This is a genomic window from Micromonospora sp. CA-248212, assembly GCF_050948405.1.
Lineage (GTDB): Bacteria > Actinomycetota > Actinomycetes > Mycobacteriales > Micromonosporaceae > Micromonospora.
Map to the genome: position 1 here is coordinate 6,896,134 of NZ_CP192023.1, position 26,510 is coordinate 6,922,643.

At 73.3% G+C, this 26,510-nt stretch carries 22 protein-coding genes; 9 read left to right on the forward strand and 13 right to left on the reverse strand.

Annotated elements, in window-relative coordinates:
• Positions 1 to 8 precede the first annotated feature (8 nt).
• Positions 9 to 608 (forward strand): hypothetical protein, encoded by a 600-nt coding sequence (locus ACQP03_RS32480; protein WP_357132785.1) that lies wholly within the window; start codon positions 9 to 11, stop codon positions 606 to 608.
• A gap of 3 nt (positions 609 to 611) precedes the next feature.
• Here the strand turns inward: ACQP03_RS32480 and ACQP03_RS32485 are convergent, their stop codons facing one another.
• A complete protein-coding gene (locus tag ACQP03_RS32485) occupies positions 612 to 1,169 on the reverse strand; it encodes a hypothetical protein (protein WP_396832505.1) in 558 nt (185 codons plus the stop codon).
• Positions 1,170 to 1,363: 194 nt separating this feature from the next.
• Between ACQP03_RS32485 and ACQP03_RS32490 the strand changes: the two genes are divergently transcribed.
• Entirely contained in the window at positions 1,364 to 4,015 is a 2,652-nt protein-coding gene (locus ACQP03_RS32490) for an FtsK/SpoIIIE domain-containing protein (protein WP_433459567.1), read from the forward strand.
• A gap of 7 nt (positions 4,016 to 4,022) precedes the next feature.
• The gene (locus tag ACQP03_RS32495) at positions 4,023 to 4,742 is read left to right on the forward strand and encodes a hypothetical protein (protein WP_433459570.1); all 720 of its coding nucleotides are present in this window, start codon (positions 4,023 to 4,025) and stop codon (positions 4,740 to 4,742) included.
• A 36-nt stretch (positions 4,743 to 4,778) separates the two neighbouring features.
• Here the strand turns inward: ACQP03_RS32495 and folE are convergent, their stop codons facing one another.
• From folE to ACQP03_RS32515, 4 genes are all read right to left on the reverse strand, one after another.
• A complete protein-coding gene (gene folE / locus ACQP03_RS32500; protein WP_357132965.1) occupies positions 4,779 to 5,444 on the reverse strand; it encodes a GTP cyclohydrolase I FolE in 666 nt (221 codons plus the stop codon).
• A gap of 35 nt (positions 5,445 to 5,479) precedes the next feature.
• Positions 5,480 to 7,501, reverse strand: a complete 2,022-nt coding sequence (gene ftsH, locus ACQP03_RS32505) for an ATP-dependent zinc metalloprotease FtsH (protein ID WP_357132793.1) — start codon at positions 7,499 to 7,501, stop codon at positions 5,480 to 5,482.
• A 464-nt stretch (positions 7,502 to 7,965) separates the two neighbouring features.
• The gene (gene hpt, locus ACQP03_RS32510; protein ID WP_357132795.1) at positions 7,966 to 8,541 is read right to left on the reverse strand and encodes a hypoxanthine phosphoribosyltransferase; all 576 of its coding nucleotides are present in this window, start codon (positions 8,539 to 8,541) and stop codon (positions 7,966 to 7,968) included.
• A gap of 101 nt (positions 8,542 to 8,642) precedes the next feature.
• Positions 8,643 to 8,792 carry a hypothetical protein gene (locus ACQP03_RS32515; RefSeq protein WP_355052605.1) on the reverse strand — a complete coding sequence of 50 codons (150 nt, stop codon included), beginning with the start codon at positions 8,790 to 8,792 and terminating at the stop codon, positions 8,643 to 8,645.
• 138 nt (positions 8,793 to 8,930) lie between these two features.
• Between ACQP03_RS32515 and ACQP03_RS32520 the strand changes: the two genes are divergently transcribed.
• A complete protein-coding gene (locus ACQP03_RS32520; RefSeq protein ID WP_357132797.1) occupies positions 8,931 to 9,911 on the forward strand; it encodes a GlxA family transcriptional regulator in 981 nt (326 codons plus the stop codon).
• Here the strand turns inward: ACQP03_RS32520 and tilS are convergent.
• The 3 genes from tilS to dacB form a co-directional block, all read right to left on the reverse strand.
• The gene (gene tilS / locus ACQP03_RS32525; RefSeq protein WP_357132799.1) at positions 9,898 to 10,890 is read right to left on the reverse strand and encodes a tRNA lysidine(34) synthetase TilS; all 993 of its coding nucleotides are present in this window, start codon (positions 10,888 to 10,890) and stop codon (positions 9,898 to 9,900) included. The genes ACQP03_RS32520 and tilS overlap by 14 nt on opposite strands.
• 10 nt (positions 10,891 to 10,900) lie before the next feature.
• Positions 10,901 to 11,971: a zinc-dependent metalloprotease gene (locus ACQP03_RS32530; RefSeq protein ID WP_357132801.1), complete on the reverse strand. Its 1,071-nt coding sequence runs from the start codon at positions 11,969 to 11,971 to the stop codon at positions 10,901 to 10,903.
• Positions 11,972 to 12,107: 136 nt separating this feature from the next.
• The gene (dacB, locus tag ACQP03_RS32535) at positions 12,108 to 13,652 is read right to left on the reverse strand and encodes a D-alanyl-D-alanine carboxypeptidase/D-alanyl-D-alanine endopeptidase (RefSeq protein ID WP_357132967.1); all 1,545 of its coding nucleotides are present in this window, start codon (positions 13,650 to 13,652) and stop codon (positions 12,108 to 12,110) included.
• 455 nt (positions 13,653 to 14,107) lie between these two features.
• Here dacB and ACQP03_RS32540 point away from each other — a divergent pair, with 455 nt between their 5' ends.
• A complete protein-coding gene (locus ACQP03_RS32540; protein WP_355052506.1) occupies positions 14,108 to 14,614 on the forward strand; it encodes an inorganic diphosphatase in 507 nt (168 codons plus the stop codon).
• Between the two features lie 31 nt (positions 14,615 to 14,645).
• On the opposite strand, the gene eccD is transcribed toward ACQP03_RS32540, so the two are convergent.
• Entirely contained in the window at positions 14,646 to 16,049 is a 1,404-nt protein-coding gene (gene eccD, locus ACQP03_RS32545) for a type VII secretion integral membrane protein EccD (RefSeq protein WP_357392931.1), read from the reverse strand.
• Between the two features lie 101 nt (positions 16,050 to 16,150).
• On the opposite strand from eccD, the gene eccCa reads away from it, so the two are divergent.
• The 4 genes from eccCa to ACQP03_RS32565 all read left to right on the forward strand — a co-directional run bounded on the left by eccCa (position 16,151) and on the right by ACQP03_RS32565 (position 23,117).
• A complete protein-coding gene (eccCa, locus tag ACQP03_RS32550; protein ID WP_357392929.1) occupies positions 16,151 to 20,134 on the forward strand; it encodes a type VII secretion protein EccCa in 3,984 nt (1,327 codons plus the stop codon).
• Positions 20,135 to 20,208: 74 nt separating this feature from the next.
• Positions 20,209 to 21,540: a type VII secretion-associated serine protease mycosin gene (gene mycP, locus ACQP03_RS32555; protein WP_357132807.1), complete on the forward strand. Its 1,332-nt coding sequence runs from the start codon at positions 20,209 to 20,211 to the stop codon at positions 21,538 to 21,540.
• Between the two features lie 52 nt (positions 21,541 to 21,592).
• Positions 21,593 to 22,384 carry a phosphatase PAP2 family protein gene (locus ACQP03_RS32560; protein ID WP_357392925.1) on the forward strand — a complete coding sequence of 264 codons (792 nt, stop codon included), beginning with the start codon at positions 21,593 to 21,595 and terminating at the stop codon, positions 22,382 to 22,384.
• Positions 22,385 to 22,421: 37 nt separating this feature from the next.
• Complete coding sequence (locus tag ACQP03_RS32565) at positions 22,422 to 23,117, forward strand: phosphatase PAP2 family protein (RefSeq protein ID WP_357132811.1); 696 nt, start codon at positions 22,422 to 22,424, stop codon at positions 23,115 to 23,117.
• Positions 23,118 to 23,130: 13 nt separating this feature from the next.
• Here the strand turns inward: ACQP03_RS32565 and ACQP03_RS32570 are convergent, their stop codons facing one another.
• From ACQP03_RS32570 to nth, 4 genes are all read right to left on the reverse strand, one after another.
• Positions 23,131 to 24,309, reverse strand: coding sequence for a MarP family serine protease (locus ACQP03_RS32570; RefSeq protein WP_357132813.1), 1,179 nt, complete (start codon positions 24,307 to 24,309; stop codon positions 23,131 to 23,133).
• A 64-nt stretch (positions 24,310 to 24,373) separates the two neighbouring features.
• Positions 24,374 to 25,066 (reverse strand): NUDIX hydrolase, encoded by a 693-nt coding sequence (locus ACQP03_RS32575; RefSeq protein ID WP_355052513.1) that lies wholly within the window; start codon positions 25,064 to 25,066, stop codon positions 24,374 to 24,376.
• A complete protein-coding gene (locus ACQP03_RS32580) occupies positions 25,063 to 25,710 on the reverse strand; it encodes a TlpA family protein disulfide reductase (protein ID WP_357392956.1) in 648 nt (215 codons plus the stop codon). The genes ACQP03_RS32575 and ACQP03_RS32580 overlap by 4 nt, the downstream gene beginning before the upstream one ends.
• 5 nt (positions 25,711 to 25,715) lie before the next feature.
• Positions 25,716 to 26,504 (reverse strand): endonuclease III, encoded by a 789-nt coding sequence (gene nth / locus ACQP03_RS32585; protein WP_357132816.1) that lies wholly within the window; start codon positions 26,502 to 26,504, stop codon positions 25,716 to 25,718.
• Positions 26,505 to 26,510 lie beyond the last annotated feature (6 nt).

The window sequence follows — 26,510 nt, forward strand, 5'->3', positions numbered from 1 at the left end:
TCACTGGCATGACCGGACCGCTGCCGGACCCGTTCGCCGACCAACCCGACTGGGCGCCCCGGCCACCCCGCCCCCTGACCATCGTGCCCGCCACCGGGCGCGTGGAGCTGCGCGGGCAGCGGGTGCTCGTGGGTCTGCCCGGGCTGGGCTGGCGTGGAGACCTGCGCGCGGACGACCGGGTCGTGCAGGGTGCCCGAACCTACGTGCCGGTCATCCCCGAACACGAGTGGTACCGGGCCGAGGCCGACCAGGTCGAGGTGTTCGCGCCGCTGGTGCCGGTGGAGCGGGTGTGGGTGGAGACGGTCGGTGAACGGCCCGCAACGGAGGGCGTACGGGACACCGGCATCCGCTTGGTCTCGCTCGACGGCCCCTCCCACCGCGCTCCCACCCCCGTGTTCGAAGCGGACGCGGTCACCGGACGCCGGGTGGTGCACGTTGAGGACGGACGCGAACACCGGGACATGCGGGCGGTGACCGAAACCTACTCGGGCGCCGAGGGCGACATCTGCGTGCGGATCACGCCCGAGGTGGAGTGGTACCGCTGGGCCTGGCGTGGCCAGTCACCCACCACGCTCGAGGTACCCGTCCATCTGCTGTGGATCGAGTAGCCGTTAACTAACCTCAGCTGCGCTGCAAACCCGCCAACCATCCTGCTCGCTGACCTCGAACTGCCACATGTCAGTCAGGCTCTGCTGGGCGCCATCGACAGTAGCGCTGCGGCGGATTGTTGTTACGACGGAGGCATCCTTACCGTGCTTCTCTACAGCAAGGCTCCCCCAACTGACCATGATGGTGACGTCCAGTTGCTGCTCACGAGCAACGAGGTCGGTTCTTAGCGAGCGAACTGAATCCAGCTGCGTTGGACCTTCGCACGTATACAAATTGGCTCGAGCATCGTTGCGGTCTACGAGGAAGGCCCGCAGGTAGTTGTCGACGACCACGTCGGGGGCGCTGCGGTCCGGGGCGGCGGCGCGGTTGTAGAGCACGAAACCTGTCGCCACCCCGCCGAGCAGGAGCAGCGCGAGCACACCACCGACAACGATGAGCACGGTGCGCAGCCGGCGACGTCGCGGCTGTGGTGCCGGCGTTGGCGGGGCCGGCGGCAGCTGTTCGGACGGAGTCCGCTGGGCCGGTACGCGGGAGACCTGGGAACCGGCGGGGGGCTGCACTGATTCCACCTCCTGACGTTAACGGCTGGACGGCGCGGAGCCAATGCCTCAGATCCAGCGGATCGTGACGGACCACTCCCCACCGGTGACATCCGCGACAACACCGGCGCACCGCCGCGGTACCTCCCGGAGGTGGGGCTCTGGCTGGGATACCGTCACTGCTCGGGGAGGGGTTGCCGACCTCGGGTGAGGGGGTGGACACGGTGGCCGGTCCGAAGGCACGCACGAACCGCGCCGCGGCGCTGCACCGCCGGGCTGCCGCTGTCGTCACCGCCGCCGCCGGGATCCTCGACGAGGTGCGCCCGGCCCCTGCTGATCAGCGCCGCCAGTACGAGTTGGCCGAGCGGCTTCAGCTGGTTGCCGCGCGGCTGGCCCCGGGCTGGTCGGGAGCCGCTCTGGACTCACTCGACGTGGGCTCTCCGGCGGGTGACGGCCCACCACCGTTCGTACGGGTCGGCACGGCGGCGCCCCTGGACGACGCCCGGTTTCCCGCTCTGGTGCCGCTGGTCGGTACGGGGCATCTGAGCGTGGATGCCGACGGGCGGGAGCCTCGGGTGGCGGGCCTGCTGCGGGCCGTGGTGCTGCGGCTGCTGGGTGCCGCGCCCGCGGGCGCGCTGTTGGTACGCGCGGTGGACGCCACGGGTGCCGTGCTGACGCCGTTCGGCGCGCTGGCCGACGCCGGGCTGCTACCCCCGCCGGCGGTGGACGTGGCGGGTCTGCGCGCGGTGTTGACGGAGGCGGAGCAGTGGGTGACGCCGGGGGCGAGCGGACGGCGTCGTCACGACCGTACGCTGCTGCTGGTGGTCGCCGCGCTGCCGGAGTTGACCGGCCCGACCGATCTGGCGCGGATCGAGACGCTGGCCGAGCAGGGGCCGGCGGCGGGGCTGCACCTGGTGGTGGCGGGGTGGCCGCCGTCCGGCCCGTACGCGTCCCGGGATCCGTTGCCCCGGGCCACCTCGCTGGTGTTGCGCAACGCGTACGCGCTGCTCGGCGACCCGCCGGGCGCATCGTTCGCCAGCCCCGGGGCCGAGGCGCCGGGTGGGATGAACTCACCGGTCTTCGTGGAGACGGACCCACCGGCGGATCTCGTCGACGCGGTCTGTCGGCGGCTGGCCGCCCAGGTGGAGGCGGGCTCCCGGTTGGCGTTGGCGGATCTGTTGCCGGAGACGGGTGACGGCCGGTGGACGGCGGATGCCTCGGACAGCCTCACCACGATGGTGGGTGACGCGGGCGGTCGGCCGGTGCAGCTGGGCTTCACGGAGCTGACGCCGCACTGGTTGGTGAGTGGCCGGTCCGACGCGGGTCGTGCCGCGTTCCTGACCACCGCCCTGCTGGGGCTGGTCGCCCGGTACGGTCCGGACGATCTGACGCTCTACCTGGCCGACCTGGGCGACGGCGAGTCGTTCGTGGAGTTTCTGCAGACCGAGCGGGACCGCTCCTGGGTTCCGCACGTGCGGGCGGCGGCCATGGCTGCCGACCGGGAGTACGTCCGGGACCTGTTCGACCAGCTGACGGCCGAGGTGCGGCGCCGCGCGGAGGCGGCGGAGCGGGCCGGCGGGCAGCGCTTCGCGGAGCTGCGCCAGCACCGCCCGCTGCCTCGCATCGTCTGTGTGGTGGACAATATGCCGTTGCTCTTCGCCGAGCGGGATCGGCTGGCCACCGAGCTGGCCGCGCAGGTGGACGCGTTGGCCCGGTCCGGTCGGGCGTACGGCGTGCACCTGGTGCTGGCCGGCGCGGGTGAGCTGGGGTTGAGTGCCCGCTCGGACGCCGGGCACCGGGATTCGGCGCTCGGGCAGTTTCCGGTACGGGTGGCGTTGCCGGGTGGCGGCCCGGTGTTGGAGCCGACAAACGATTCGGCCGCCGGTCTGCCGGTGGGCAGCGCGGTGGTGAACACCGCCGGAGGGTTGGGCGGCCCACGTGGCGCGATCCGTGGTCACGAGCGGTTGATCCGCCACCCCGATCCGCTCGACGATCCGGCGGTGGTCGAACGGCTGCGACACGAGCTGTGGGCGGCCCGACCGTCGGAGGCGGTGCCGCCCGTGGTGTTCGCCGGGTACGCCCGTCCGCTGCTGGGCAACGATCCGCGTCACCGGGCGGCCCTGGCGGGGCAGGCAGGTGGCCCGGCGGCCTTGCTGGGCCGTGCGGTGGACGTGGCCCGCACGCCGGTCGCCGTACCGATGGGGCCTGCTCCTGGACGTAACCTCGCGGTGCTGGGCTCGGGCGCGGCGGCGGGTGGCCTGCTGGCGACGGCGGCCCGGAGCACCGCGAGCCACCATGCGGCGGGCACCGCCCGGTTCGTGGTGGCCGCACCCGACCAGGGGGCTCGCCCGCTGGCGGAGGCGTTGACGGCCGAGCTGGCCGCCCGTCATCCGGCCCGACTGGTGGACCTGCCAACGCTGTTGGCGGACGCCGACGACGAGCTGCCGACGTACCTGGTGGTCTTCGGGTTGGATCGGCCCGGTCCCCGGGATCTGCCGGCGGATCGGTTGCGGGCGCTGCTGCGGGACGGGCCACCGGCGGGCCGGCACCTGCTGGGTTGGTGGCGGGCGGTGCCGCCGTTCGCCGCGCTGCTGGAGCCGGACGGCGAGGTCGACAAACTGGCCGCCGTCGTGGCGCTGGACGTGCCGGCCGCGCAGCTCGCCGCCGTGTTCGGCAGGCCGGTCCAGTGGCGGGCGCGTCCGGACCGGGCGGCGCTGTGGGATGGTCCCGACGAGCGGGGCACGATCCTGGTGCCGTTCGCGGAGGAGACGAGGAGACCGGACGAAACGAGGAGACCGGACGAGACGGGGCGACCAGACGAGGCAGGGCTACCGGACGAGACGGGGCGCGCGGGCGATGCGGGTTGAGCCGGCGATGCGTAGGGAGGGTGCCGAGGTGAGGGCGACGGCGACCGGTCCGGGTCCGCAGCGGACCGCCGGTCCGGACGCTGGCACGGCGCCTGTCGACGCCTGGGCCGAGTACCTGGCGGCGGCCCGTCAGCTCGATGCGGTCCGGCGCGGCGCGGCGACCGCCGCCGGTGAGCAGGCCCGCTCGGCGGAAGCCGCCCGGGAGGAGCTGACGGTGGTGCGCGCCGGGTTGGCGACCCAGCAGGAGCGGTTGCGGGAGCGGGGCGTACCGGCGATCTCGCTGGTGCCGTCGCCACCGGAGCTGACGGAGGCCGCCCGGTCGATGGCCGGCGGCCCGGCCGCCGTCCTGGCGGCGCTGCGGACCGCACGGGGTCGGGCCGAGGCGGCGGACGCGGCGTTGGCCGCGCGCCGCGGCCTCCGACCGACCTCCTGGCCCGCGCGGGCCCGAAACCTCCTGGTGTACGGGCCGCTGGCGCTGCTGGTGCCGCTGATCCAGATCATCGTGTACGCGACGACCGGGTCGGGCCCGGCCAGCGTGCTGGCCCTGGTCGGCGGGCTGCCGATGCCGGCGGCCGCCTTCGTCGTCGGCTGGGTGTGTGTCGGCCGGGTGTTCCGTGCCGCCCCCGACGACCAGGTGGACCGCACGGTGCGCTTCGGCGTGCTGGTCTGCCTGGTGCCGGCGGTCCTGGTCACGACCGGCCTGCTGCTGGCTCTGCTGGCCGGCTGACCCACCGGCTACCCAGCCGGCGGTCGCGCGGGTGGGTCAACGGGGAAGGATCAGGGCCATCGCCTCGGCCCGCGACTTCGAGTCCGTCTGCAGGATGCCGCGCACCGCCGACGTGATGGTCTTGGCGCCGGACTTCTGGATGCCGCGCATCGCCATGCACATGTGCTCGCATTCCAGCACGACGACGACGCCGCGCGGGGCCAGCCTGCTCATCAGCAGGTCGGCCACCTGCGAGGTGAGCCGCTCCTGCACCTGGGGTCGGCGGGCGAACACCTCGACGAGGCGGGCCAGCTTGGACAGGCCGGTGATCCGCCCGTCCGGGCCGGGGATGTAGCCGATGTGCGCGCTACCCCGGAACGGCAGCAGGTGGTGCTCGCAGAGGCTCATCACGTCGATGTCGCGGACGATCACCAGCTCTTCGTGGTTGGCCTCGAAGGTGGTGCTGAGCACCTGCGCCGGGTCGACGCGCAGGCCAGCGAAGAGTTCGGCGTACGCGCGGGCGACCCGGGCCGGGGTCTGTTGGAGGCCGTCCCGGTCCGGGTCCTCGCCGACCGCGATCAGGATCTCGCGGACGGCTCTCTCGATCCGGCCGAGGTCGACCGCGTCCTCGACGGGACGACCGGTCAGCTTGCCGCTGATCAACCGGGCGGCGACGTAGTCCAGCTCGTCGTCCCCGTCGGGTTCGGTCGCGGAAACGGCCAGCTCCCCGTGGGGGGAGCTGGCCGTCGGGTCGTTGCTCAGTGCGTACCGTCCGAGTTGTTGCTGGACGGCGACCCGCCGCCGACGGACGCCTGCGCGCCGTCGGCTTCGGCCTGCGCCTTGAGCTTGTCCTTCTCCGCGGGGGTGAGCACGGGCGGCTCGGTGGACGGCTGGCGCTTGCCGAACCCGTTGTACGGGGCGAGCGGCGGGCGCTTGACCACCCGGGAGCAGATCCGCGCCATGTCGGCCGTGGAGAGGGTCTCCTTCTCCATCAGCTCGAGCACGATGTTGTCCAGGACGTCCCGGTACTCGACCAGGATCTCCCACGCCTCGTCGTGCGCCAGCTCGATCAGGGCCCGCATCTCGCCGTCGATCTCGGCGGCCACCGAGTCCGAGTAGTCCCGCTCGTGGCCCATGTTGCGGCCGAGGAACGGCTCGTCCCCGCTGGTGCCGTACTTGATCGCGCCGAGCTTGGAGCTCATGCCGTACTGGGTGATCATCGCGCGGGCCAGCTGGGTGGCCTTCTCGATGTCGTTGCCGGCACCGGTGGTCGGCTCGTGGAAGACCAGTTCCTCGGCGGCCCGGCCGCCCAGCGCGTACGCCAGGGTGTCGATCATTTCGGCGCGGGTCTGGGTGTACTTGTCCTCGGTCGGCAGCACCAGGGTGTGGCCCAGCGAGCGGCCACGGGACAGGATCGTCACCTTGTGCACCGGCGCGGCGTGCGGCAGCGCCCAGGCGACCAGCGCGTGGCCACCCTCGTGGTACGCGGTGATCTTCTTTTCCTGGTCGCTCATCACCCGGGTCCGCCGCTGCGGACCGGCGACGACGCGGTCGATCGACTCTTCGAGTGAGTCGTTGGAGATCGCGCGCTGCTCCTTGCGAGCGGTGAGCAGGGCCGACTCGTTGATCACATTGGCCAGGTCGGCGCCGCTGAAGCCCGGCGTGCGACGGGCCACCGCGTCGAGGTCGACGTCCGGCGTGAACGGCTTGCCCTTGGCGTGCACCCGCAGGATGGCCTTACGGCCCTCCATGTCGGGGGCGTCCACCGGGATCTGCCGGTCGAACCGGCCCGGGCGCAGCAGCGCCGGGTCGAGGATGTCCGGCCGGTTGGTGGCCGCGATCAGGATGACCCCGCCCTTGGTGTCGAAGCCGTCCATCTCGACGAGCAGTTGGTTGAGCGTCTGCTCCCGCTCGTCGTGGCCGCCGCCCATGCCGGCGCCACGGTGCCGGCCGACGGCGTCGATCTCGTCGACGAAGACGATCGCCGGGGCGTTCGTCTTGGCCTGCTCGAACAGGTCACGGACCCGGCTGGCGCCGACGCCGACGAACATCTCCACGAAGTCGGAGCCGGAGATCGAGTAGAAGGGCACCCCGGCCTCGCCGGCGACTGCGCGGGCCAGCAGCGTCTTACCCGTTCCGGGCGGGCCGAACAGCAGCACGCCCTTCGGGATCTTGGCGCCCAGGGCCTGGTACTTGGCCGGGTTCTGCAGGAAGTCCTTGATCTCGTACAGCTCTTCGACGGCCTCCTCGGCACCCGCGACGTCCGCGAAGGTCGTCTTGGGGGTGTCCTTGGTGATCATCTTCGCCTTGGACTTGCCGAAGTTGAGCACCCGGGAGCCGCCGCCCTGCATCTGCGACATGAAGAACAGCAGCAGGAGCACGAGCAGCGCGATCGGCAGCAGGTTGACCAGCAGGCTCACCCAGATGCTGTCCGAGGAGACCTTGGCGTCGGCCGGGCCGGTCACCCGGTTGGCCGCCTTGGCCGCGAGCACCTCGTTCCAGACCTCGTCGCCCACCTGGTACGGGAACTGGGCTTCGATCCGGTCAGTGGTGGTCTCACCGAACTTGGTCTTGTTCTTCAGGTCGAGCTGGAGCGTCTGCTCCTTGTCCTGAAAGATGACCTTGTTGATCTGTGCGGTGTGGAGCTGGTCGAGCGCAACGGAAGTGTCCACGCGGTGGTAGCTGGGACCAGCGGTGAACAGCTGACTGAGCACAACGGCGCCGAGGATGACCAGGATGATCCAGACCACCGGTCGGCGGAAGAAACGCGTACGTTCCATACTGTTGTCGAGCGCCGGAGCGCCCGCATCCTCCTGATCGACGTCCTGACCGTCTGATGGTGTCGCCGCGGTGAGCGGCGGCCGGAGCCGCCGTGCGGGCCGGCTCGACCCCGAGGCACCGAAACTGCCGCGCCGCGGTCATTCGACGGTACACCGTGTACGCGAGGAGTGAGCTTGCGAGCCCCGCAGTCGTACACAATCACAGCGGTGTACGCGAGGAGCGAGCTGGTGAGCCCCGCGGTCGTGCACCATCGAATCGGGTCCGGGTGGTAACCGGCGTGGCGGGGAGTCCGGCCCGGCCACCCGAACGTTCGGTCACGCGGTCGAGGGGCCGGACGCGGAGTTACCTCCACGCCACCGGGGTCCACCGTAACCGCAAGAGCTGAGAGCCCGCTGAACGTCTGCTTGATGAACGCCGATACGAATCGCCTTCACCCGGGTCGGCGGCGGGCCGGCGACCGGGTTCAGGAGCGGGCGTAGACCTCGGGCTTGAGCACCCCGACGTAGGGCAGTTCCCGGTAGCGCTCGCCGAAGTCGAGGCCGTAGCCGACCACGAACTCGGTGGGGATGTCGAAGCCGACGTACTTCACCGGCACCGGCACCTTGACCGCGTCCGGCTTACGGAAGAGCGCGACCACCTCGACGCTCGCCGCCGAGCGCGACTCCAGGTAGCGCAGCAGCCAGGAGAGCGTCAGCCCGGAGTCGACGATGTCCTCGACGACCACGACGTGCCGGCCGGCGATGTCGCGGTCGAGGTCCTTGAGGATGCGGACCACCCCGGAGGAGGTCGTGCCCTGGCCGTAGGAGGAGATGGCCATGAAGTCGAGTTCGGCCGGGGGGCCGCTTCGGCCCAGCGCCCGGGCGAAGTCCGCCATGAACATCACCGCGCCCTTGAGCACGCAGACCAGCAGCAGTCCGTCGCCCACGTGGGCGTAGTCGGCGGAGACCTGCTTGGCCAGTTCCGCTGTCTTCTCGCGGATCTGCGCCTCGGAGATGATCACGTGGTCGATGTCGGCGTCGTACCAGGAGCCGTCAGCCATGACTCCTAGCCTGCCGTACGTCGGATGGCCTCCGTCGGCGGGGCCGCACCTTTCGGCACGGTCCCGCCCAGGATTTTTACCGCGAAGGGTGCTAAAAGGCATCAGCTGGTACGGGACCGCCAGCGGCGGCCGTCCTCGCTGGGCTTCCAGTCGGCCGAGTCGTGGCTGTCCACGGTGAGGTTCGCCGCCGAGGCGGCGACGAGCAGGACGAGGAACAGGAGGAAGAACAGGAACTCCATGGCGGCGCTCACTTTCGCATGATTGCTGTCGGTTTCGCCGCCGGTGCGCACCGGACTGAGACCAGTCTGCGCCGACGCGCGCCGCCCGGACAGTGGCAGAGATGCCATTGGGCATCGATTTACTGCCATCTCTCGGGTTACCCTCGTCACATGCTCCGATCCGTCGCCGTCCTCGCCCTGGACCAGGTCGCTCCCTTCGAGCTCGGGGTGCTCGCGGAGGTCTTCGGCACCGACCGGACGGCCGACGGCTTCCCCGCGTACCGCTTCGACGTGTGCAGTCCCGACGGCGTTGCCGTACGCACCTCGGCGGGCTTTCACCTCACGCCGAACGCCGACCTGGCCCCGCTCGAGGAGGCCGACCTGGTGGCCGTTCCGGCACACGGTCAGGGCACCGTCGTACCCGACTGTGTGCTCGACGCGTTGCGCCGCGCCGACGCGCGCGGGGCCCACCTCATCAGCGTCTGCTCCGGGGCCTTCCTGCTCGGCGAGGCCGGACTGCTCGACGACCGGGAGTGCACCACCCACTGGCGGTACGTGGACGAGCTGCAACGCCGGCATCCCCGCGCCCGGGTGCGGTGCAACTCCCTGTACGTCCAGGACGGTCGGCTGCTCACCAGCGCCGGCACCGCGGCCGGTATCGACGCCTGCCTGCACCTCGTCCGCCAGGTGCACGGCTCGGCCACCGCAACCCGGCTGGCCCGGCGGATGGTGGTCCCGCCGCACCGCGACGGCGGCCAGTCGCAGTACGTCGAGGCGCCCATCCCGAAGGCCCCCGAGGCGCCCACCCTGGAACCGGTGCTGGAGTGGCTGATGGGGCACCTGGACCGGACGATCACGGTGGAGGAGCTGGCCGCCCGCGCCGGCATGGCCCCCCGGACGTTCGCCCGGCGGTTCCGGGCCGAGACCGGCACCACCCCGCACGACTGGCTCACCAACCAGCGGGTGCTACTCGCCCGACGACTGCTCGAGGAGACGCCGCTGAGCGTGGAGGCCGTCGCCGACCAGGCCGGTTTCGGTGACGCCGCCGCGCTGCGCCACCACTTCAGCCGCCGGGTCGGCGCCACCCCGCACAGCTACCGGACGACCTTCCGGGACCGGAGCGACGGCGCGGCGGCCCTCAGCCCGAGCTGAGGACCGCCAGTCGGTCGCCCCGACGAAGTACGCGAACACCCCCGGGCAGGTCGGTCGGACCCTGACCGTGCCAGTCGGTGACCAGGGCGTCCAGCGCCCCGACGTGCCGGTGCGACAGGGCGCCCCCGACCGCGCCCAACTCGAGGGCCCAGGCGTGCAGCACCCGACCGCGTACGGCGGCGGTGAGGCCGGCCAGCTCCGGCACCGCGAGCCCACCGGCGGGATGCCGGGATGTCACCAGCGCCCTCGCCGCGATCTCGTCGAGGGCGGTGTTGTCCGCCGCCACCAGCCGGGCGGTGCGCGCCAGGTTGGCCACCACACCCGGCCCGAGCGCCCGTACCAACGCCGGCAGCACGTCGGCCCGCACCCGGGAGCGGGCGTACGAGGGGTCGGTGTTGTGCGGGTCCTGCCAGGGGCTGAGCCCGAGGACGGCACAGGCGGCGCGGGTCTGCTCCCGGCCGATCTCGAGCAGCGGACGCAGCAGCGGAACCCCGGCCAGCTCCCGCCGATCGGGCATCCCGGCCAGCCCACGCGGCCCGGCCCCCCGGGCGAGTGCGAGCAGCACCGTCTCCGCTTGGTCGTCGCGCGTGTGGCCGGTGAGCACCGCGACCGCCTCGTGCTGCCGCGCGGCCTCGGCCAACGCCTCGTAGCGGGCCTGGCGGGCCGCCGCCTCCGGCCCGCCCGGACGGCCGGCCACGTCCACCCGCACCGCCACGACCGGCGCGAACCCGGCCTCTCGGGCCCAGGCGGCCACCGCCTCCGCGCGCCGTGCCGAACCGTCCTGCAGTCCGTGGTCCACGGTCACCAGGCCGGCGGGAAGACCCAGCCGGGGCGCCACGAACACGGCCGCCGCCGCCAGGGCCAGCGAGTCGGCCCCACCGGAGCAGGCGACCAGCACCGGCCCGCCGGACGGCAGGTGGGTCAGCGCGCGACGGACCGCCACCCGGATCGCGGCCACCGGTGGGGCGAGCGCGGCCACCGGCGGACGGTCAGCCGGCGGACGGAACGGTGCCGGCCGGGCCGTGCACGCGTGCCACCCAGGCGTCCGGGTCGCCCAGCTCCGACAGCCGGGGCAGGGTGAGCGGTGAGTTGAAGATCTGGTTGAAGCCGTCCATGCCGACGCGCTCGACCACGCCGTGCACGAACTTGCGACCCTCGGCGTACTGGCGCATCTTGACGTCCACCCCGAGCAGCCGACGGATCGCCTTCTCCAACGGGTTGCCCGCCTCGCGGCGACGGTTGAACGAGGCCCGGATCCGCTCCACGCTCGGGATCACCTGCGGGCCGACGCCATCCATCACGAACTCGGCGTGCCCCTCCAACAGGGTCATCAGCGCGGTGAGGCGGTCGAGGACGGCCCGCTGCGCCGGGGTCTGCACGATGTCCAGCACGCTCGTCCGGCTCTCCGGGTCGCGGACCGCCTCGGACAGCGTCGCGACACCGCGCCGCAGCCGCTCGACGAGATGTTCGCCGCCGCTGGACGACGCGTCCACGAACGCCTGGACCTCGCCGAGGAAGTAGGCCCGCATCCAGGGCACGGCGGTGAACTGGGTGCGGTGGGTGACCTCGTGCAGGCAGACCCACAGCCGGAAGTCCCGGGAGTCGGCTTCGAGCTTGCGCTCCACCTCGACGATGTTCGGCGCCACCAGAAGCAACTGCCCCGGGTCGGCGGAGAAGACCTCGTACTGGCCGAGGACCCGGCCGGACAGGTAGGCCAGGACGGTGCCGGCCTGCACCCCGGTCAGCCGCGACCCGATCGCCTCGGTGAGCGCGCCGGGCTGCTTGTCGCCGGACAGCCGGCTGACCAGTGGGGTGATCACCTCACGCAGCCCGGCGATGTTGGTGGCCGCCCAGTCCCGCCGGTCGACCACCCGCACCGGCGGGTGCGCCACCTGCGCCCGCAGGCCGGTGTAGTCGGCCACGTGCCCGGCGGCCTCGTCGGTCAGCCGACGCAGGTCGCCGACCACGTCGGTGGCCTCGGTGTACGACACCCGGGGGCCCGACTTGCTCAACGCCCCCGCGGTGGCGGCGGCCAGATCCCAGTCCACGAACTGCGCCATGAACCCACCGTACCCGCGTCGCGACACCCCGGGCCGGGCTCGCGTCGGCGATCGACGCCGGTCGCGGCCCCGCGTGCCGACCCGGGCCGGGCCCCGGAGCTGGTCAGCGGCAGCCGGAGCCCGCCCGTGCGGACGGTCAGCGGCAGCCGCAGCCGGCCAGTGCGGAGGCGATGCGGTCCAGCGCCGGTTGGGCGGTGTCCGTCCCGCCGGGCACCTTGTCGGTGAGCACCGCGAAGGTGAGCAGTCGGCCGTCGGCCGTGGTGACCAGGCCCGCGATGGCGTGCACCCCGGTCAGGGTGCCGGTCTTCGCGCGTACGGCACCGGCGCCGGCGGCGGTCCCCGGGGCACCCCGGTAGCGCTCGCCCAGCGTGCCGGACCAGCCGCCCACCGGCAGGCCTCCGAAGACGCCGGCCAGTTCCGGATGATCCGGACTCGCGGCCAGTCGGATCAGGTCGGTGAGCAGCGACGGGCTGATCCGGTTGCGACGCGACAGCCCACTGCCGTCGGAGAGGGTGATCTCCTCGGCGGGCAGGCCCAGCTCCGCCACCTCGGCGTCCATCGCGGCAGCGCCGCCGTCGAAGGACGCCTTCTGGTTTCGTGCCAGGGCCACCTGGCGGGCCAGCGCCTCGGCCAGCAGGTTGTCACTCTCGCTGATCATGATGTCGACCAACCGGATCAGCGGTGGGGACTGCACCACACCCAGCTCCGTACCGGCCGGCGGGGTGCCACCGGCGGCGGTCGCCAGAGCCGGGGCCGTACCCCGCTTGACGGCGCTGGTCGGTACACCGAGCAGCCGGGCGAACGACCGGCCGGCGGCCAGGTCGGGCTCGGGGACCCGCTCGGCGCCGCCGGGCTCGGCACCCGGGTCCTTGCGTGCCCCGTCGGTCATCAGCGCGGTCACCGCGCCGCCGTACCCGCCGGTCGGGATGTCGTCGTCCCAGCCGGGGCCGTACAGCGGGCCGGAGTAGACCGTGCCGTCGACGGTGACGCTGGTCGGGGCGGTGCCGCCGAGGGCGGTACGTACCTGCGCGGCCAGGTCGTCCAGGCGTGCCGCGCCGGGGTAGTAGCCCTTCTTGTTCACCGCGAGCGTGGGGTCACCGCCGCCGACGATCACCACCTCGCCCGGCTTGGTGCCGGCCACCGCCCGGGTCGGGATGCGGAATCCGGGGCCGCGGGCGGCCAGCACGGTCACCGCCGTCGCCAGTTTGGTGACGGAGGCGGGCACCGTGCCGTCGTCCGCGCCCTTGCCGTACAGCGTCTGACCGGTGGTCACGTCGGCCACCGAGACGTTCACCCGGTCACCCAGGGCGGGTACGTCGACCAACGGGTCGAGCACGGCCCGTACCGCGTCGGCGCTGGGCAGCGGCGCGTTCGGGTCGGGTCCGTTCAACACGTCCGACGGGTCCGGTTCGGCGCTGGCGCCGGCGGCGGTCGGCGCGGACGCCCCGTCGTCGCCCAGCCAGCCCGCGACCGGGCCGGGACGGGTCACCACGACACCCACACCGGCCAGCACCAGCAGCACCACGACGGCCAGCACGGTCACCAGTCGCCCGCGACGGCGCGGCGTGGTCGGCGGCGTCACCGGCGGTTCGACGTCGGCCGTCGAGGGCAACGCGGAGATCGGCGGACCCAGCGGCGGTACGCCGTACGGATCGCCGCCGGCCGGCCGCTCGCCGGGCATCGGGCCGCCCCAGGTGGGGCCGCTCGGGGCGGGTCGGACCGACGCGCGACCCGGGGGGTGCGCGCCGCTCGCGGGGCGGTCCGGGCCGAGGACCGGGAAGCGACCGTTGTTCGGTCCCGCCGGGGCCGAGCCGGACGGACGCCACGGCAGCGGCGGTGGCCGCTCGGGAACCGACTCCTCGGGGACTCGGGGGAAGTGCGCGTCCGGCACCGGGACCCTTCCGGTCGCGCCACCGGAGCCGGATCGTCCGGTACCGCCTCTGACGCCCTCGTCCGGACGGTAGTGTGAATCTTCCCTCCCCACGACCCCCTCCTCCCCCAACGAAAATCGGCTTGGGTGACACTACTTCGGTCCGAAGACTATGCGGCGGCCGGAGTCGGCGGGTGGGCATTCACCTGTCCGGAGGGCCGCCAGTGGTTCCGTTAGCCAGCGTGGGCAGACGAGGGAGCGTGCAGATGGATTTCGACGTGACGGTTGAGATCCCGAAAGGTCACCGCAACAAGTACGAGGTGGACCACAAGACCGGCCGGATCCGGCTGGACCGCACCCTGTTCACGTCCACCCAGTACCCGGCCGACTACGGCTTCATCGAGGACACGCTGGGCGAGGACGGCGACCCGCTGGACGCGCTCGTGCTGGTCCCCGAGCCGACCTTCCCGGGCTGCCTCATCCGCTGCCGGACCATCGGCATGTTCCGGATGACCGACGAGAAGGGCGGCGACGACAAGGTCCTCTGCGTCCCCTACGAGGACCCTCGTCAGGAGCACCTGCGCGACATCCACCACCTGGGCGAGTTCGACCGCCTGGAGATCCAGCACTTCTTCGAGGTGTACAAGGACCTGGAGCCCGGCAAGTCGGTCGAGGGCGCGACCTGGGTCGGCCGCACCGAGGCCGAGGCCGAGATCCGCGCCTCCTACCAGCGGGCGCGCGACGCCGAGGCGCGCGGCGAGTCCACCCACTGACGTACGACGACCGGCCGGGCCCGGGAGCTGCTCACCCGAGCAGTCCCCGGGCCTTGTCGTACAGGTCGAGCACCGCGCAGGCGACCGGCACCACGGCGACCACCAGGGCCGTGTCGGTGAGGTCCGCGACCCGCCCGAGGTACGGCGAGACCGGTCGCCGGGCGTACCCGGTGCCGGCGGCCACGGTCACCAGGCCCAGCGCCGCCCCGCCGAGGACCAGCGCCAGGCGGCCGGTGTCGTCGGCCCGGTCGACCAGCACCGCGCCCAGCACCGCGTAGCCGACGAGCCCGGCGAGCACCGTCGGCACCCGGTGCCGCAGCGCCACGAACAGCCGCGAGCGCAGCAGCAGCACGGCCGAGACCACCGCCACCAGCGCCGGGCCGGCCGTCCCACCAGCCACCCCGAGTACGACAGCGGCCCCGACCGCCAGCACCGCGTGCCCGAGCAGCATCCCGGTGAGCATCTCCTCGGTGCGGATGACCGCCGCCTGCACCCGACCCCGGTCCGGTAGGTCCCCGGGCCGCTCCGGCTCGGCCGCGGACGGGGTGGCCGGCAGGGTGATCGGCGGCAGTGGCAGCTTGCCGAGCCGGATGGCCAGCAGCGGGATCGCCCCGATGGCGAAGACCAGTGCGCTGAGCAGCACCGCCGCCGTGCCGGCGGGGGTCAGCGGCAGCGCGCCGAGCGCCGCGGCGGCACCGAGCAGGCCGACCGTGACGCCGGCCACGAAGATCCGCTGTCGGCTCGCCACCCCGAGCAGCCCGACCAGCGCCACGAGCAGCAGCGCCACCGAGCCGGCCAGCAGTTCGGCCGCGCCGACCCAGCGCACCGGTACGAGCGGGCCGACCGGGTCACCCGAGCCGACCGCGAGGGCACCGGCTACGAAGGCGTACGGAAGCGCGTACCCGCCGAGCGTCGCGCCGGCCGCGCCGTCGCCGTTGGCACGGCTGGCGACCGTACCGGCCACGGTGAGCAGCAGCGCCACCGCCGCCGCCGCGACCCAGCCGCTGCTCGACGTCGGGCCGCTGGCGAGCAGGGCGAGCAGCCCGACGGCGAGCGGTACGGCGGCGCCGGCCAGACCGGCGACCCGGGTGGCGGCGGGTGACCAGGCTCCGCCACGTCGCCGGGCGCCGTCGGCGATCGCCTCCACGACGTCGTCGTACTCCAGCTCGGGCCAGTGGGCGCGGGCCGGCACCAGGTGCAGCACCTCGCCGTCGCGGACGCCCTGCGGCAGCAGCGCCTGCGCGGTCGCCAGCAGCGCCCCGTCGGTGCGGCGCAGCACCCAGCCGCCGTGCCGTTCCCCGTCGTCGGCCAGTCCCTCGCCGGCGTGCCGGAGCACGTCGGGCAGCAGCTCGGCCAGGGGGACCTGCTCCGGCAGGGCGACGTCCACCCGCCGCTGGGGGGCGCTGATGGTGACGCGGGCCAGTCCGGTTGTCATCGACCGGTCTCCATATCGAACGGCATCGGAGGCTGCGGGGACGACAGGACTTTACCTACCATGAGCCAGGCTCGGGTTACCCAGCGCAGTCAGGAGGCCGAGTGTCCACCGTCGTCATCAAGCGCCCACCGCGTCGGCCAGCGCCGGAGATCCCCGTCGGCGAGCTGCCCGTCGACGCGCCGCCGGAGATCCCGGCGGTGGCCGGCGGCCGGTGGCAGCAGGCACTGATGGTGCTGCCCATGCTCGGCGGCACGGTGGCGATGGCGATGATGTTCGGGCGGGGCGGCGGCGCGTACTCGTACGTCGTGGGCGGCATGTTCGGGCTCTCCTCGCTCGCGATGCTGGTGACCACCTGGGGCAGCGCCTCGGGCACCCCGAAGAAGTCCGAGATGATGGCGGCTCGCCGCGAGTACCTGCGCCACCTGGCGACGCTGCGCCGTCGGGTCCGGCAGACCGCCGGACAGCAGCGCGCGGGTCTGTACTACCGCCACCCCGACCCGGGCCGACTGTGGTCGACCGTGGACAGCCGCCGGGTCTGGGAACGCCGCCCCGGCGACCCGGACTTCGCCGTGGTTCGCGTCGCCGTCGGGCCGCAGACGCTGGCCACCCCGCTGGTGCCGCCGGTCACCCGGCCGCTCGAGGAGCTGGAGCCGATGACGGCCGGCGCGCTGCGCCGCTTCCTGGACGCGTACTCGGTGGTGCCGGAGCTGCCGGTGGCGCTGTCCCTGCGCAGCTTCGCCCGGGTGCACGTGCGCAGCGCCGCCGGCAGCGGCCCGACCACCGGCGGGCCACCCACGCCCACCGGCGACCCGGCGGCGCAGGCCCTGACCCGGGCCGTGCTGATCCAGCTGGCCGTCTTCCACGCGCCCGACGAGCTGCTGATCGCGGTCTGCGCCGGCCCCGAACGCCGTGCCGCCTGGGAGTGGGTGAAGTGGCTTCCACACGCGCACCACCCCGGACGCACGGACGCGCTCGGACCCGCCCGGCTGGTGACCTCGTCGGGCGCGGAACTGGAGCGGCTGCTCGCCGACGTGGTGGCCAGCCGCTCCCGGTTCAGCCCGGCCGGTCCGGCCACCGACGGCCCGCACGTGGTGGTGGTCCTCGACGGCGGTGACCTGACCGGCGCCACCGACCTGACCGGCGACGGTGGCATCGACGCGGTCACCGTGCTCGACCTGGAGACGCCACCGCCGCGCCTGCTCGACCGGTACGCGCTGCTGCTCGAGCTGCGCGGCCGGCGGCTGCACTCGTGGTCGGTCGAGGGGCACGCCGAGGTGGGCAGCGCCGACCACCTCGACCTCGCCGACGCCGAGGCCGTCGCCCGACGGCTCGCGCCACTGCGGCTGGCCGGCACGGCCCGCGGCCCGGACGCCCCACTGGAGATCGAGTTGGGCCTTCCGGAGCTGCTCGGCCTCGGCGACCCGGAGAGCTTCACCGCCGAGCAGGGTTGGACGCCGCGCGCGCCCCGGGACCGGCTGCGGGTGCCGATCGGGGTGGGCGTCGACGGTGGCGCCATCGAACTGGACCTCAAGGAGTCCGCCCAGGACGGGATGGGCCCGCACGGTCTACTCATCGGGGCCACCGGGTCGGGCAAGTCCGAGCTGCTCCGCACCCTCGTGCTGGGGCTGGCCGCGACGCACAGCTCCGAGCAGCTCAACTTCGTCCTGGTCGACTTCAAGGGCGGGGCGACCTTCGCGCCGTTCGACCGGCTGCCGCACACCGCCGCCGTGATCACCAACCTGGCCGACGCGTTGCCCCTGGTGGACCGGATGGTCGACGCGATCAACGGCGAGCTGGTCCGCCGGCAGGAGCTGCTGCGCCGGGCCGGCAACTTCGCCAGCGTGCGCGACTACGAGCGGGCGCGAGCCGCCGGCAGCCCGCTCGCCCCACTGCCGTCGCTGCTGCTGATCTGCGACGAGTTCTCCGAACTGCTCTCCGCCAAGCCCGACTTCATCGACCTGTTCGTGCAGATCGGTCGGCTGGGTCGGTCGCTCGGCGTGCACCTGCTGCTCGCCAGCCAGCGCCTGGAGGAGGGCCGGTTGCGCGGGTTGGACACGCACCTGTCGTACCGGATCGGGTTGCGCACCTTCTCCGCGCTGGAGTCCCGCACGGTGCTCGGCGTGCCGGACGCCCACGAGCTGCCCCGCTCGCCGGGCCACGGCTACCTGCGCGCCGGCACCGATCCGTTGGCCCGGTTCAAGGCCGCGTACGTCTCGGGCGCCGTGCGCCGCCGGGCCGCCACGGCCGGCGTCCCGGCCGACGACGAAGCCCGCCTGCTCACGTTCACCACCCACGCCGTACCGCTGCCCGCGCCGACGACACCGGCCCTGCCCATGGTGGCCGAGGACGAGCCCGGCCGGGAAACCCTGCTCGACCTGCTGGTCGACCGGCTCGTCGGGCAGGGCCCGCCCGCGCACCAGGTGTGGCTCGCGCCGCTCGGTGATCCGCCGCCCCTGGACGAGTTGGTCGGCACGGTCGAGGTGGACCCGGCCCGCGGGCTCACCGTGGCAAACCCCGAGCTGCACGGAGCGCTGGGCGTGCCGGTGGCCGTCGTGGACCGGCCGTTGGAGCAGCGCCGGGACCTGCTCTGGCTGGCCCTGGACGGTGCGGCCGGGCACGTGGCGGTGGTCGGCGCTCCGCAGAGCGGCAAGTCCACGGCGCTGCGGACGCTGATCTGCGCGTTGGCGCTCACCCACACCCCGGCCGAGGCGCAGGTCTACTGCCTCGACTTCGGCGGTGGCGGCCTCGCGGCGCTACGCGACCTGCCGCACGTGGGCGGGGTGACCGGTCGCGCCGACCCGACCGCCGTACGACGCACCGTCGGCGAGCTGACCACACTCCTGGCCGACCGGGAGCGCCGCTTCGCCGAGTTGGGCGTGGAGTCGATGGCCACGTACCGGCGACGTCGGGCCGCGACGGCGACGACCGATCAGCCGGATGCCGACCCGTACGGCGACGTCTTCCTGGTGGTGGACGGATGGAGCACGCTGCGCGGCGAGTACGACGACCTGGAACCGCTGGTCACCGACCTGGCGACCCGTGGTCTGTCGTACGGGCTGCACGTGGTCGCCACGGCCCTGCGCTGGCTGGACTTCCGCCCGGCGATCCGGGACCTGTTCGGCTCCCGGCTGGAGTTACGCCTCGGCGACCCGGCCGACTCCCTGGTCGCCCGGCGGGCCGCGGCGAACGTGCCGGAGCGTCCCGGCCGGGGGGTGACGGCCCAGAGCCTGCACTTCCTGACCGCGCTCCCGCGACTGGCGGGGCCGAGCGGGGGCACCGCCGAGCTGGTCGAGCGGATCACCGACAGCTGGCCCGGACCGGTGGCGCCTCCGGTCCGACTCCTCCCGCCGGTGCTGCCGTACGCCGATCTGGATCTCACCGCCACCACCGGGCTGCGGCTGCCGATCGGTGTCGCCGAGGCCGACCTCCGGCCGGTGCACCTCGACTTCGCGGCCGAGCCGCACTTCGTGGTCTTCGGGGACGCCGAGTGCGGCAAGTCGTCGTTCCTGCGGGCGCTCGCCACGTCGATCACCACCCGGTTCACGCCGGAGGAGGCCCGGGTCATCCTGGTGGACTACCGGCGCAGCCTGCTCGGCGCGATCGAGACACCGCACCTCATCGGCTACGGCACCGCGGCCGCGCACACCGCGGACCTGGTCGAGTCGGCCGCCGGTTACCTGCAGCGGCGGGCGCCGGGGCCGGAGGTCACGCCGCAGCAGTTGCGCGATCGCTCGTGGTGGTCGGGGCCGGAACTGTTCGTGCTGGTCGACGACTACGACCTGGTGGCGACCGGGCCGGCGAACCCGTTGCGGGCGCTGGAGGAGCATCTGCCGCACGCCCGCGACGTCGGCCTGCACCTGGTGCTGGCCCGCCGTTCCGGCGGCGCGGGTCGGGCCCAGTACGAGCCGATCGTGCAGCGGCTGCGGGAACTCTCCACCGCCGGACTGGTGATGGCGGGCAGTCCGGAGGAGGGCGCGCTCGTCGGGCCGGTACGACCCGGGCCGCTGCCAGCGGGCCGTGGTCGGTTGGTCACCCGGCGAGAGGGCGTACGCCTCGTTCAGCTCGCACATTTGCCGCCACCGTGACCTGTCTCCGCGGTTCCCCCCGTGACGCGTGGGGAAACCGGTAATCTCCGATCGTCATGGTTCCGTCGGGATGAATGGCAGTGGATGTGACTGGGGTTCGGCACAGCGCTCCGGCGGTGGCCCGGCGGGCCGGCCGGGCGCTGCTCGGCATGGCGGCGCTGGCCGCTGTCGCGGTTCCGAGCGCCGCACCCGTCGCCGCGCCGAGCAGCGGCGGGCAGCTCGCCGGCGCGTCGGCCGCGTTCGCCCCCGGTGACAGCGTCTCGCGCACCGACCAGGTTCGTGACGAGCAGTGGCAGCTCGACGAGCTGCGGGCCGACACGGCCTGGCGCACCTCGACCGGTCGGGGCGTGACCGTCGCCGTGGTCGACTCCGGCGTGGACGCGAACCATCCCGACCTGGCCGGTCAGGTGCTGCCCGGGCTCGACCTGGTCGGACCGGCCGGCGGAGCCGGTCCCGATCCGGTGGGCCACGGCACCACGGTCGCCGGTCTGATCGCCGGGCGCAACGACGACAAGCGGGGCGTGGTCGGCCTGGCACCGGATGCCCGGATCCTGCCGGTACGCGTGCTGGACGAACGTAACAAGTACGACGACGCGCTGATCGTCGCCAAGGGCGTCCGGTGGGCGGTCGACCACGGCGCCCGGGTGATCAACCTGTCGCTGGGCGGCAGTGGCGACAGCCCGGCCCTGGCCGCGGCCCTGGACTACGCGTTCGTCCGCGACGTGGTGGTGGTCGCCTGCACCGGCAACCTGGCCACGTCGACCGACTCCAAGCCCTGGTATCCGTCTCGCGAGCCGGGCGTCATCGCGGTCGCCGGGTTGGAGCGCAACAGCGACAACCTGTGGTCCGGGTCGATCACCGGTCGGGCGACGGTGCTCACCGCTCCGGCCACCGGCCTGGTCGGCGCCCGTCCGACCGACGGGTACTGGCGGGTGCAGGGCACCAGCTTCGCCGCGCCGCTGGTGGCCGCCACCGCCGCGCTGGTCCGGTCCCGCTACCCGGACATGCCCGCCGGCCAGGTGGTCAACCGGCTCGTGGTCACCGCCCGGGACATCGGCCCGACCGGCCGGGACGACCGGTTCGGGTACGGGGTGGTCGACCCGGTGGCCGCGCTGACCGCGGATGTCCCGCCCGTCGCCGCCAACCCGCTGGACGATCAGACCTCGCCCGGCGTGGTCGGCTTCGGGCCGGCGCCCGGTTCGGGCGACGACGACCCGGTGAGCGGCGCCGGCAGCGACCCGCTCGGCTTCACCGCTCCCCGGCAGCAGACGGGGTGGACGGCACGACCGGCGGGCGTGCCGGCCGAATCCGCGCCGGAGCGACTGTGGACCGGCGCCGTGCTCTTCGCCGCTCTGGTCACCGGCGCGGCGCTGATGGTGCGCCGGTTCCGCCAGCGCGCTCGCTGAACGACGCACCGGGCAGGCCTGATTGCCCGGCGGGTGGGGTAGAACCGACCGCATGAGTACGCCCGCCACCCGTACCCTCGCCACCGACCGACGCCCGTCCTGGGGGCGGCGTCGCCTCGACCCGGACCACTCGTTGGGGCTGCGGCTGACCCTGGCGGCGACGGCGGCGTTCCTGGTGCTGGTGCCGTTCGCCCTGCTCGCGCTGCTGGTGCTCGGAGCGTGGGCGCCGCTGCACCGGCTGGACTCGACGGTCACCGACGCGCTGCACGAGCACGCGGTGGACCATCCGGCCTGGGTCGTGCTGATGCGGGTGTGGAGCGAGGTGTTCGCGCCGATGCCGCTGCGGGTCGTCGTACTGCTGGTGGTGATCTGGCTGGTGCGCCGACAGGCCCGCCGGTTGGCCCTCTGGGCGACCACCACCATGGTCGTCGGCGGACTGATGGGCCCGCTGCTCAAGCTGCTCGTCGGCCGGGACCGGCCCGAACTGCTCGACCCGGTGGCGCGGGCCGCCGGCTACTCGTTCCCCTCCGGGCACGCGCTGAACGCCACCCTGGCCGCCGGCGTGCTGCTGCTGGTGTTCCTGCCGTACGTCCGGCGCGGGGCCGCGCAGGTCGCGCTCTGGGTCGCCGCGTTGCTGGTCACGCTGGTGACCGGGCTGAGCAGGGTGGTGCTCGGCGTGCACTTCGCCAGCGACGTGCTCGGCGGTTGGCTGCTCGGCGTGGCGGTGGTCGCGGCGACCACCGCCGCGTTCACCAGTTGGCGGGCGCACACGGGCCTCCGGCCGGTGCGGCCGACCCGTGACGGCGTCGCGCCGGAGGTCGAGCGGCAGCCCGACGCGACGTGAGGCGTGACGAGGACGCCGACCGGGTATTGGCCGGCTCATGTCCGACACCGTGGTCCAGATCGTCCGGCGGGTGCTGCTGCCGGTGTCCCTCCTGTTCGGCGTCATGGTGCTGCTCGGGGTGCTGGTCACCCGTGTCTTGAACCGAACCTGGCCGTTCACCGTCGAGGACGCGGTCAACCGGGAGTTCGCCGGTGACCGCACCGGCGGCTGGAACGACGTCTCGCTGGTGTTCAGCACCCTCGCCAGCACTCAGATGATCGTCGTGGTCACCGTGCTGGCGGCGCTGGCGCTGCGGCTCTGGCTGAAGCGCTGGCGGGAGCCCTTGTTCCTGTGCGCGGCCGTGACCGCCCAGGCGCTGGTGTTCCTGCTGACCACGATGGTGATCGACCGGCAGCGGCCCGCGGTGGAGCACATGGACACCTCACCGCCCACGTCGAGCTTCCCCTCCGGGCACACCTCGGCGGCGGTCGCCCTCTACGTCGGCATCGCGGTGCTGATGGCCCTGCGGGCGCGCAGCACCGGCGCGAAGGTCGCCTGGTGGACGCTGCTGCTGATGGTGCCGGTGGGCGTGGCGCTGACCCGCATGTACCGGGGGATGCACCACCCGAGCGACGTGACGGCGTCCTTCCTCAACGGCGGCGCCTGCGTCGCGATCATGGCGCGGGCGATCCTGGACCGGGGACTGCGCTGGGGACGCGCGAAGCTGCCGCTCGCCGAGCCGGCCCGCACCTGATCCGGTACGGCGCTCAGGTGCACTCGCCGGTGGCGACGGCCCGGTTGCGCTCGGCACCGGCCAACGCCACCGGGCGGGCCTCGGCGGCGGTCACTGCGAAACCGGTGTTGGGGTCGTCGGCCGCCGCCGCGAAGATGACACCGAGCACCAGGCCGTTGGCCGACAGCAGCGGGCCGCCCGAGTTGCCGCTGCGCACCAGGGCCCGAATCGTGTAGATCTCCCGGGTGACGTCCCCGGAGGAGTAGATGTCCGGGCCCTTGATCCGGTCGACGTCACGGACCCGGGCGGACTGCGCGTTGTACGGCCCGTCGAGCGGGAAGCCGAGCACGATGGCGTCCGAGCCGCTGCCCGCGTTGCCGGCGGCGAACCGCAGCGACGGGCCGGGAAGCCCCGGCACCAACAGCACGGCCAGGTCCCGGTTGGGGTCGTACACCACCACCTGGCCGTCGTACCGCTCGCCGCCCAGCTCCACGGCCACCGAACGGGTGCCGGCGACCACGTGCGCGTTGGTCATGACCCGGTCGTCGGCGTACACGAAGCCGGAGCCCTCGATCCGACGCGAGCAGCTCGGCGCGGAGCCGAGCACCTTGACCACCGAACGCTGACCGTTGACCACCACCTGGGAGCCCGCGAGCGCCGGGTCGGGCGGCTCGACCTGCCGGGCCCGGGTGGGCGCGAGGCCACCGAAGACGTCCGGGAAACCGTCGGTGTCGACGGTGTCCTCCAACGCGGTCGAGAGCCGGTGTGCCTCCTCCGGCAGGATCCCGTTCACCACGCTGATCAGCGCGCTGTTGCGTACCGAGGCGGCGAGCCAGGGCACCGACGACGATCCGAGCGGTACAGCGACCAGCCAGGCCAGCAGGAGCACCGCGAACAGCGAGACGAAGGCCCCACCGACGTCGTCGATGCGCCGACCCACGTCGCTGGTGATCGTCTTGCGCAGGTGCGAGCCGAGCCAGCCGGCGAGCGCCTGCCCGATCACCGCCAATCCGAAGATCGCCACCAGTGAGATCAGCACCCGGGTGCCGGCGTCGACGAACTGCCGGGCGAACAGCGGCCCGAGTTGCAGGCCGAGCAGGAGACCCAGGAAGAAGCCGGACAGCGAGGTGATGCCGATGACAAAACCCTGACGGTATCCGCTGATCGCGAACACGAGCATGAGCAGCAGCAGGACGAGATCCACGACGGACACGGGGTCCAGCGTACGGGCACCGCGCCCACCTGATGACCATCGCTTGCGGAAGGTGACCGGGTGGTCAGCGCAGGGCGGTCTCGTCGACCTCGTCGGTGCCGGCCGACGGCGCGGGAGTGGCGCCCGTGGGCGGCAGGTCGACGAGCCGGCCGGGCGACCACGGGCGGGCCCAGCCGCCCATTTCGAGCAGGGCCGCCAACACCCCGGCGGTGAAGCCCCAGACGAGCATGCCGCGCGACGAGAACGCCGGCCCCACCCAGCCGCTGGGATGGCGGACCCGCAGCCGGTTGGCCGGGTCGACCAGTTCGCGGATCGGCAGTCGTGCCACGTGGGCCACCTCGGCGGGCTCCCGGGGGTGCACCGGATGCGGGTCGTGCCACCAGGCCAGCACCGGGGTGACCACGAAGTCGCTGACCGGAATCCACAGCTTCGGCAGCTCGGCCAGCACGGTCACGCTGGCCGGGTCGAGCCCGACCTCCTCGTTGGCCTCGCGAAGCGCGGTGGCGCGGGCGTCCGCGTCCTCCGGGTCGGCCGCCCCGCCGGGAAAGGCTGGCTGGCCGGCATGGTTACGCAGGGTCGCGGCCCGTTGCAGGATCAGCACGTCCGGTCCGGTGTCGGGCTGCTCACCGAGCAGCACCAGCACGGCGCTCTCCCGGCCACCCTCGGCGGGGGTGGTGAGGCGGGTGAAGTCCTCGACGCGGGCCGTGCCCAGTCGACTCAGCAGCGGGTCGATCCAGCCGGGCGGTCGACGGGTCACGCCGCCACGCCCAGGTGCTGGCGTACCAGCGTGGTGAGCGAGGCGTCGTCGAGGGCTCCGGTGGCGTCGATGTGCCGGATCCGACCCCCCGCGTCGACGAAGAGGGTCAGCGGGAAGGCGTTGCGCCTCAGTTCCCGTTGCAGCGCGTCACCCTGGTCGACGAGGATCGGAAACCGTACGCCGAAGTCCTCGCCGATGGACTGGGCGCCGCTCCGGCTGTCGCGGGTGTTGACCCCGACGACCTGGAGCCGACCGGCGGTCCGCTCGCTGAGCCGCTGGAAGGCCGGCAGTTCCTTGCGGCACGGCCCGCACCAGGAGGCCCACACGTTGATCACGGCTGGCCCGGCCACGTCCCGCAGCGCGACCGGCGCGCCGCCGGTGAAGCAGGCCAGGGTCAGCGCCGGCAACTCCTGCCCGTCCGCAGCCGCAGTGGTCGCGGCCGGCGGGGTGGAGACAGCCCCGGGGCTGGGTGTCGGTGCCGCATTCAACGTGCCGCAGTCCCGGAAGGGCGACGGTCGTTCGGCGGCGGCGGCGGCCGACTTGGGTGCGGGGTCGTCGGCCGGGCTGGCGGTGCAACCGCCGACGAACAGCGCGAGCGGCACGGCGAGCAGCGCGAGCCGCCGGGTGGCCGCGCCCGTGAGCAGGCGGTTCACGGCACCTCCGCGGCGACCGCCTGCGGCGGCACCAGATCCGGGTCGACCCCGGCCGCCACGGCCAGGTCACGCGCCCGGGGGCCCTTGAGCAGCTTGGCGGCGGCGGCCGGCTCGGTCGGGCCGGTGCCGTACGAGGGGCAGAGCTTCGCGAGCGTGCACGCCCCGCAGGCCGGTTTGCGGGCGTGGCAGACCCGCCGCCCGTGGAAGATGATCCGGTGCGACAGCATCGTCCAGTCGCGCTTGGGGTACAGCGCGCCGATCGCGTGCTCGATCTTGACCGGGTCGGTCTCGGTGGTCAGTCGCCACCGATGCACCAGCCGCTGGAAGTGCGTGTCGACGGTGATACCGGGCACGTCGAAGGCGTTGCCGAGGATGACGTTGGCGGTCTTGCGGCCGATCCCGGGGAGCGTCACCAGGTCGGCGAGCCGGCCGGGAACCTGGCCGTCGTACCTGTCGACGAGGGCCTGCCCGAGTTTGAGCAGCGAGTCCGTCTTGTTGCGGTAGAACCCGGTGGGCCGGATCAGCTCCTCCATCTCGCCCCGGTCGGCGCCGGCGTACGCGGCGGCGTCCGGGTAGCGGGCGAAGAGCTTCGGGGTGACCTCGTTGACCTTCTTGTCGGTGCACTGGGCGGACAGGATGGTGGCGACGGACAGCTCCAGCGCGTTGGAGTGGTCCAGCTCGCAGTGCGCGTCGGGGTGCGTCTCGGTCAGCACCCGGCCGATCTTGCGGGCGCGGCGGGTGCGCCCGAGGTCGGTCTCGCTGGCGCCGGGAGGGCTACTGGTCACGACGGT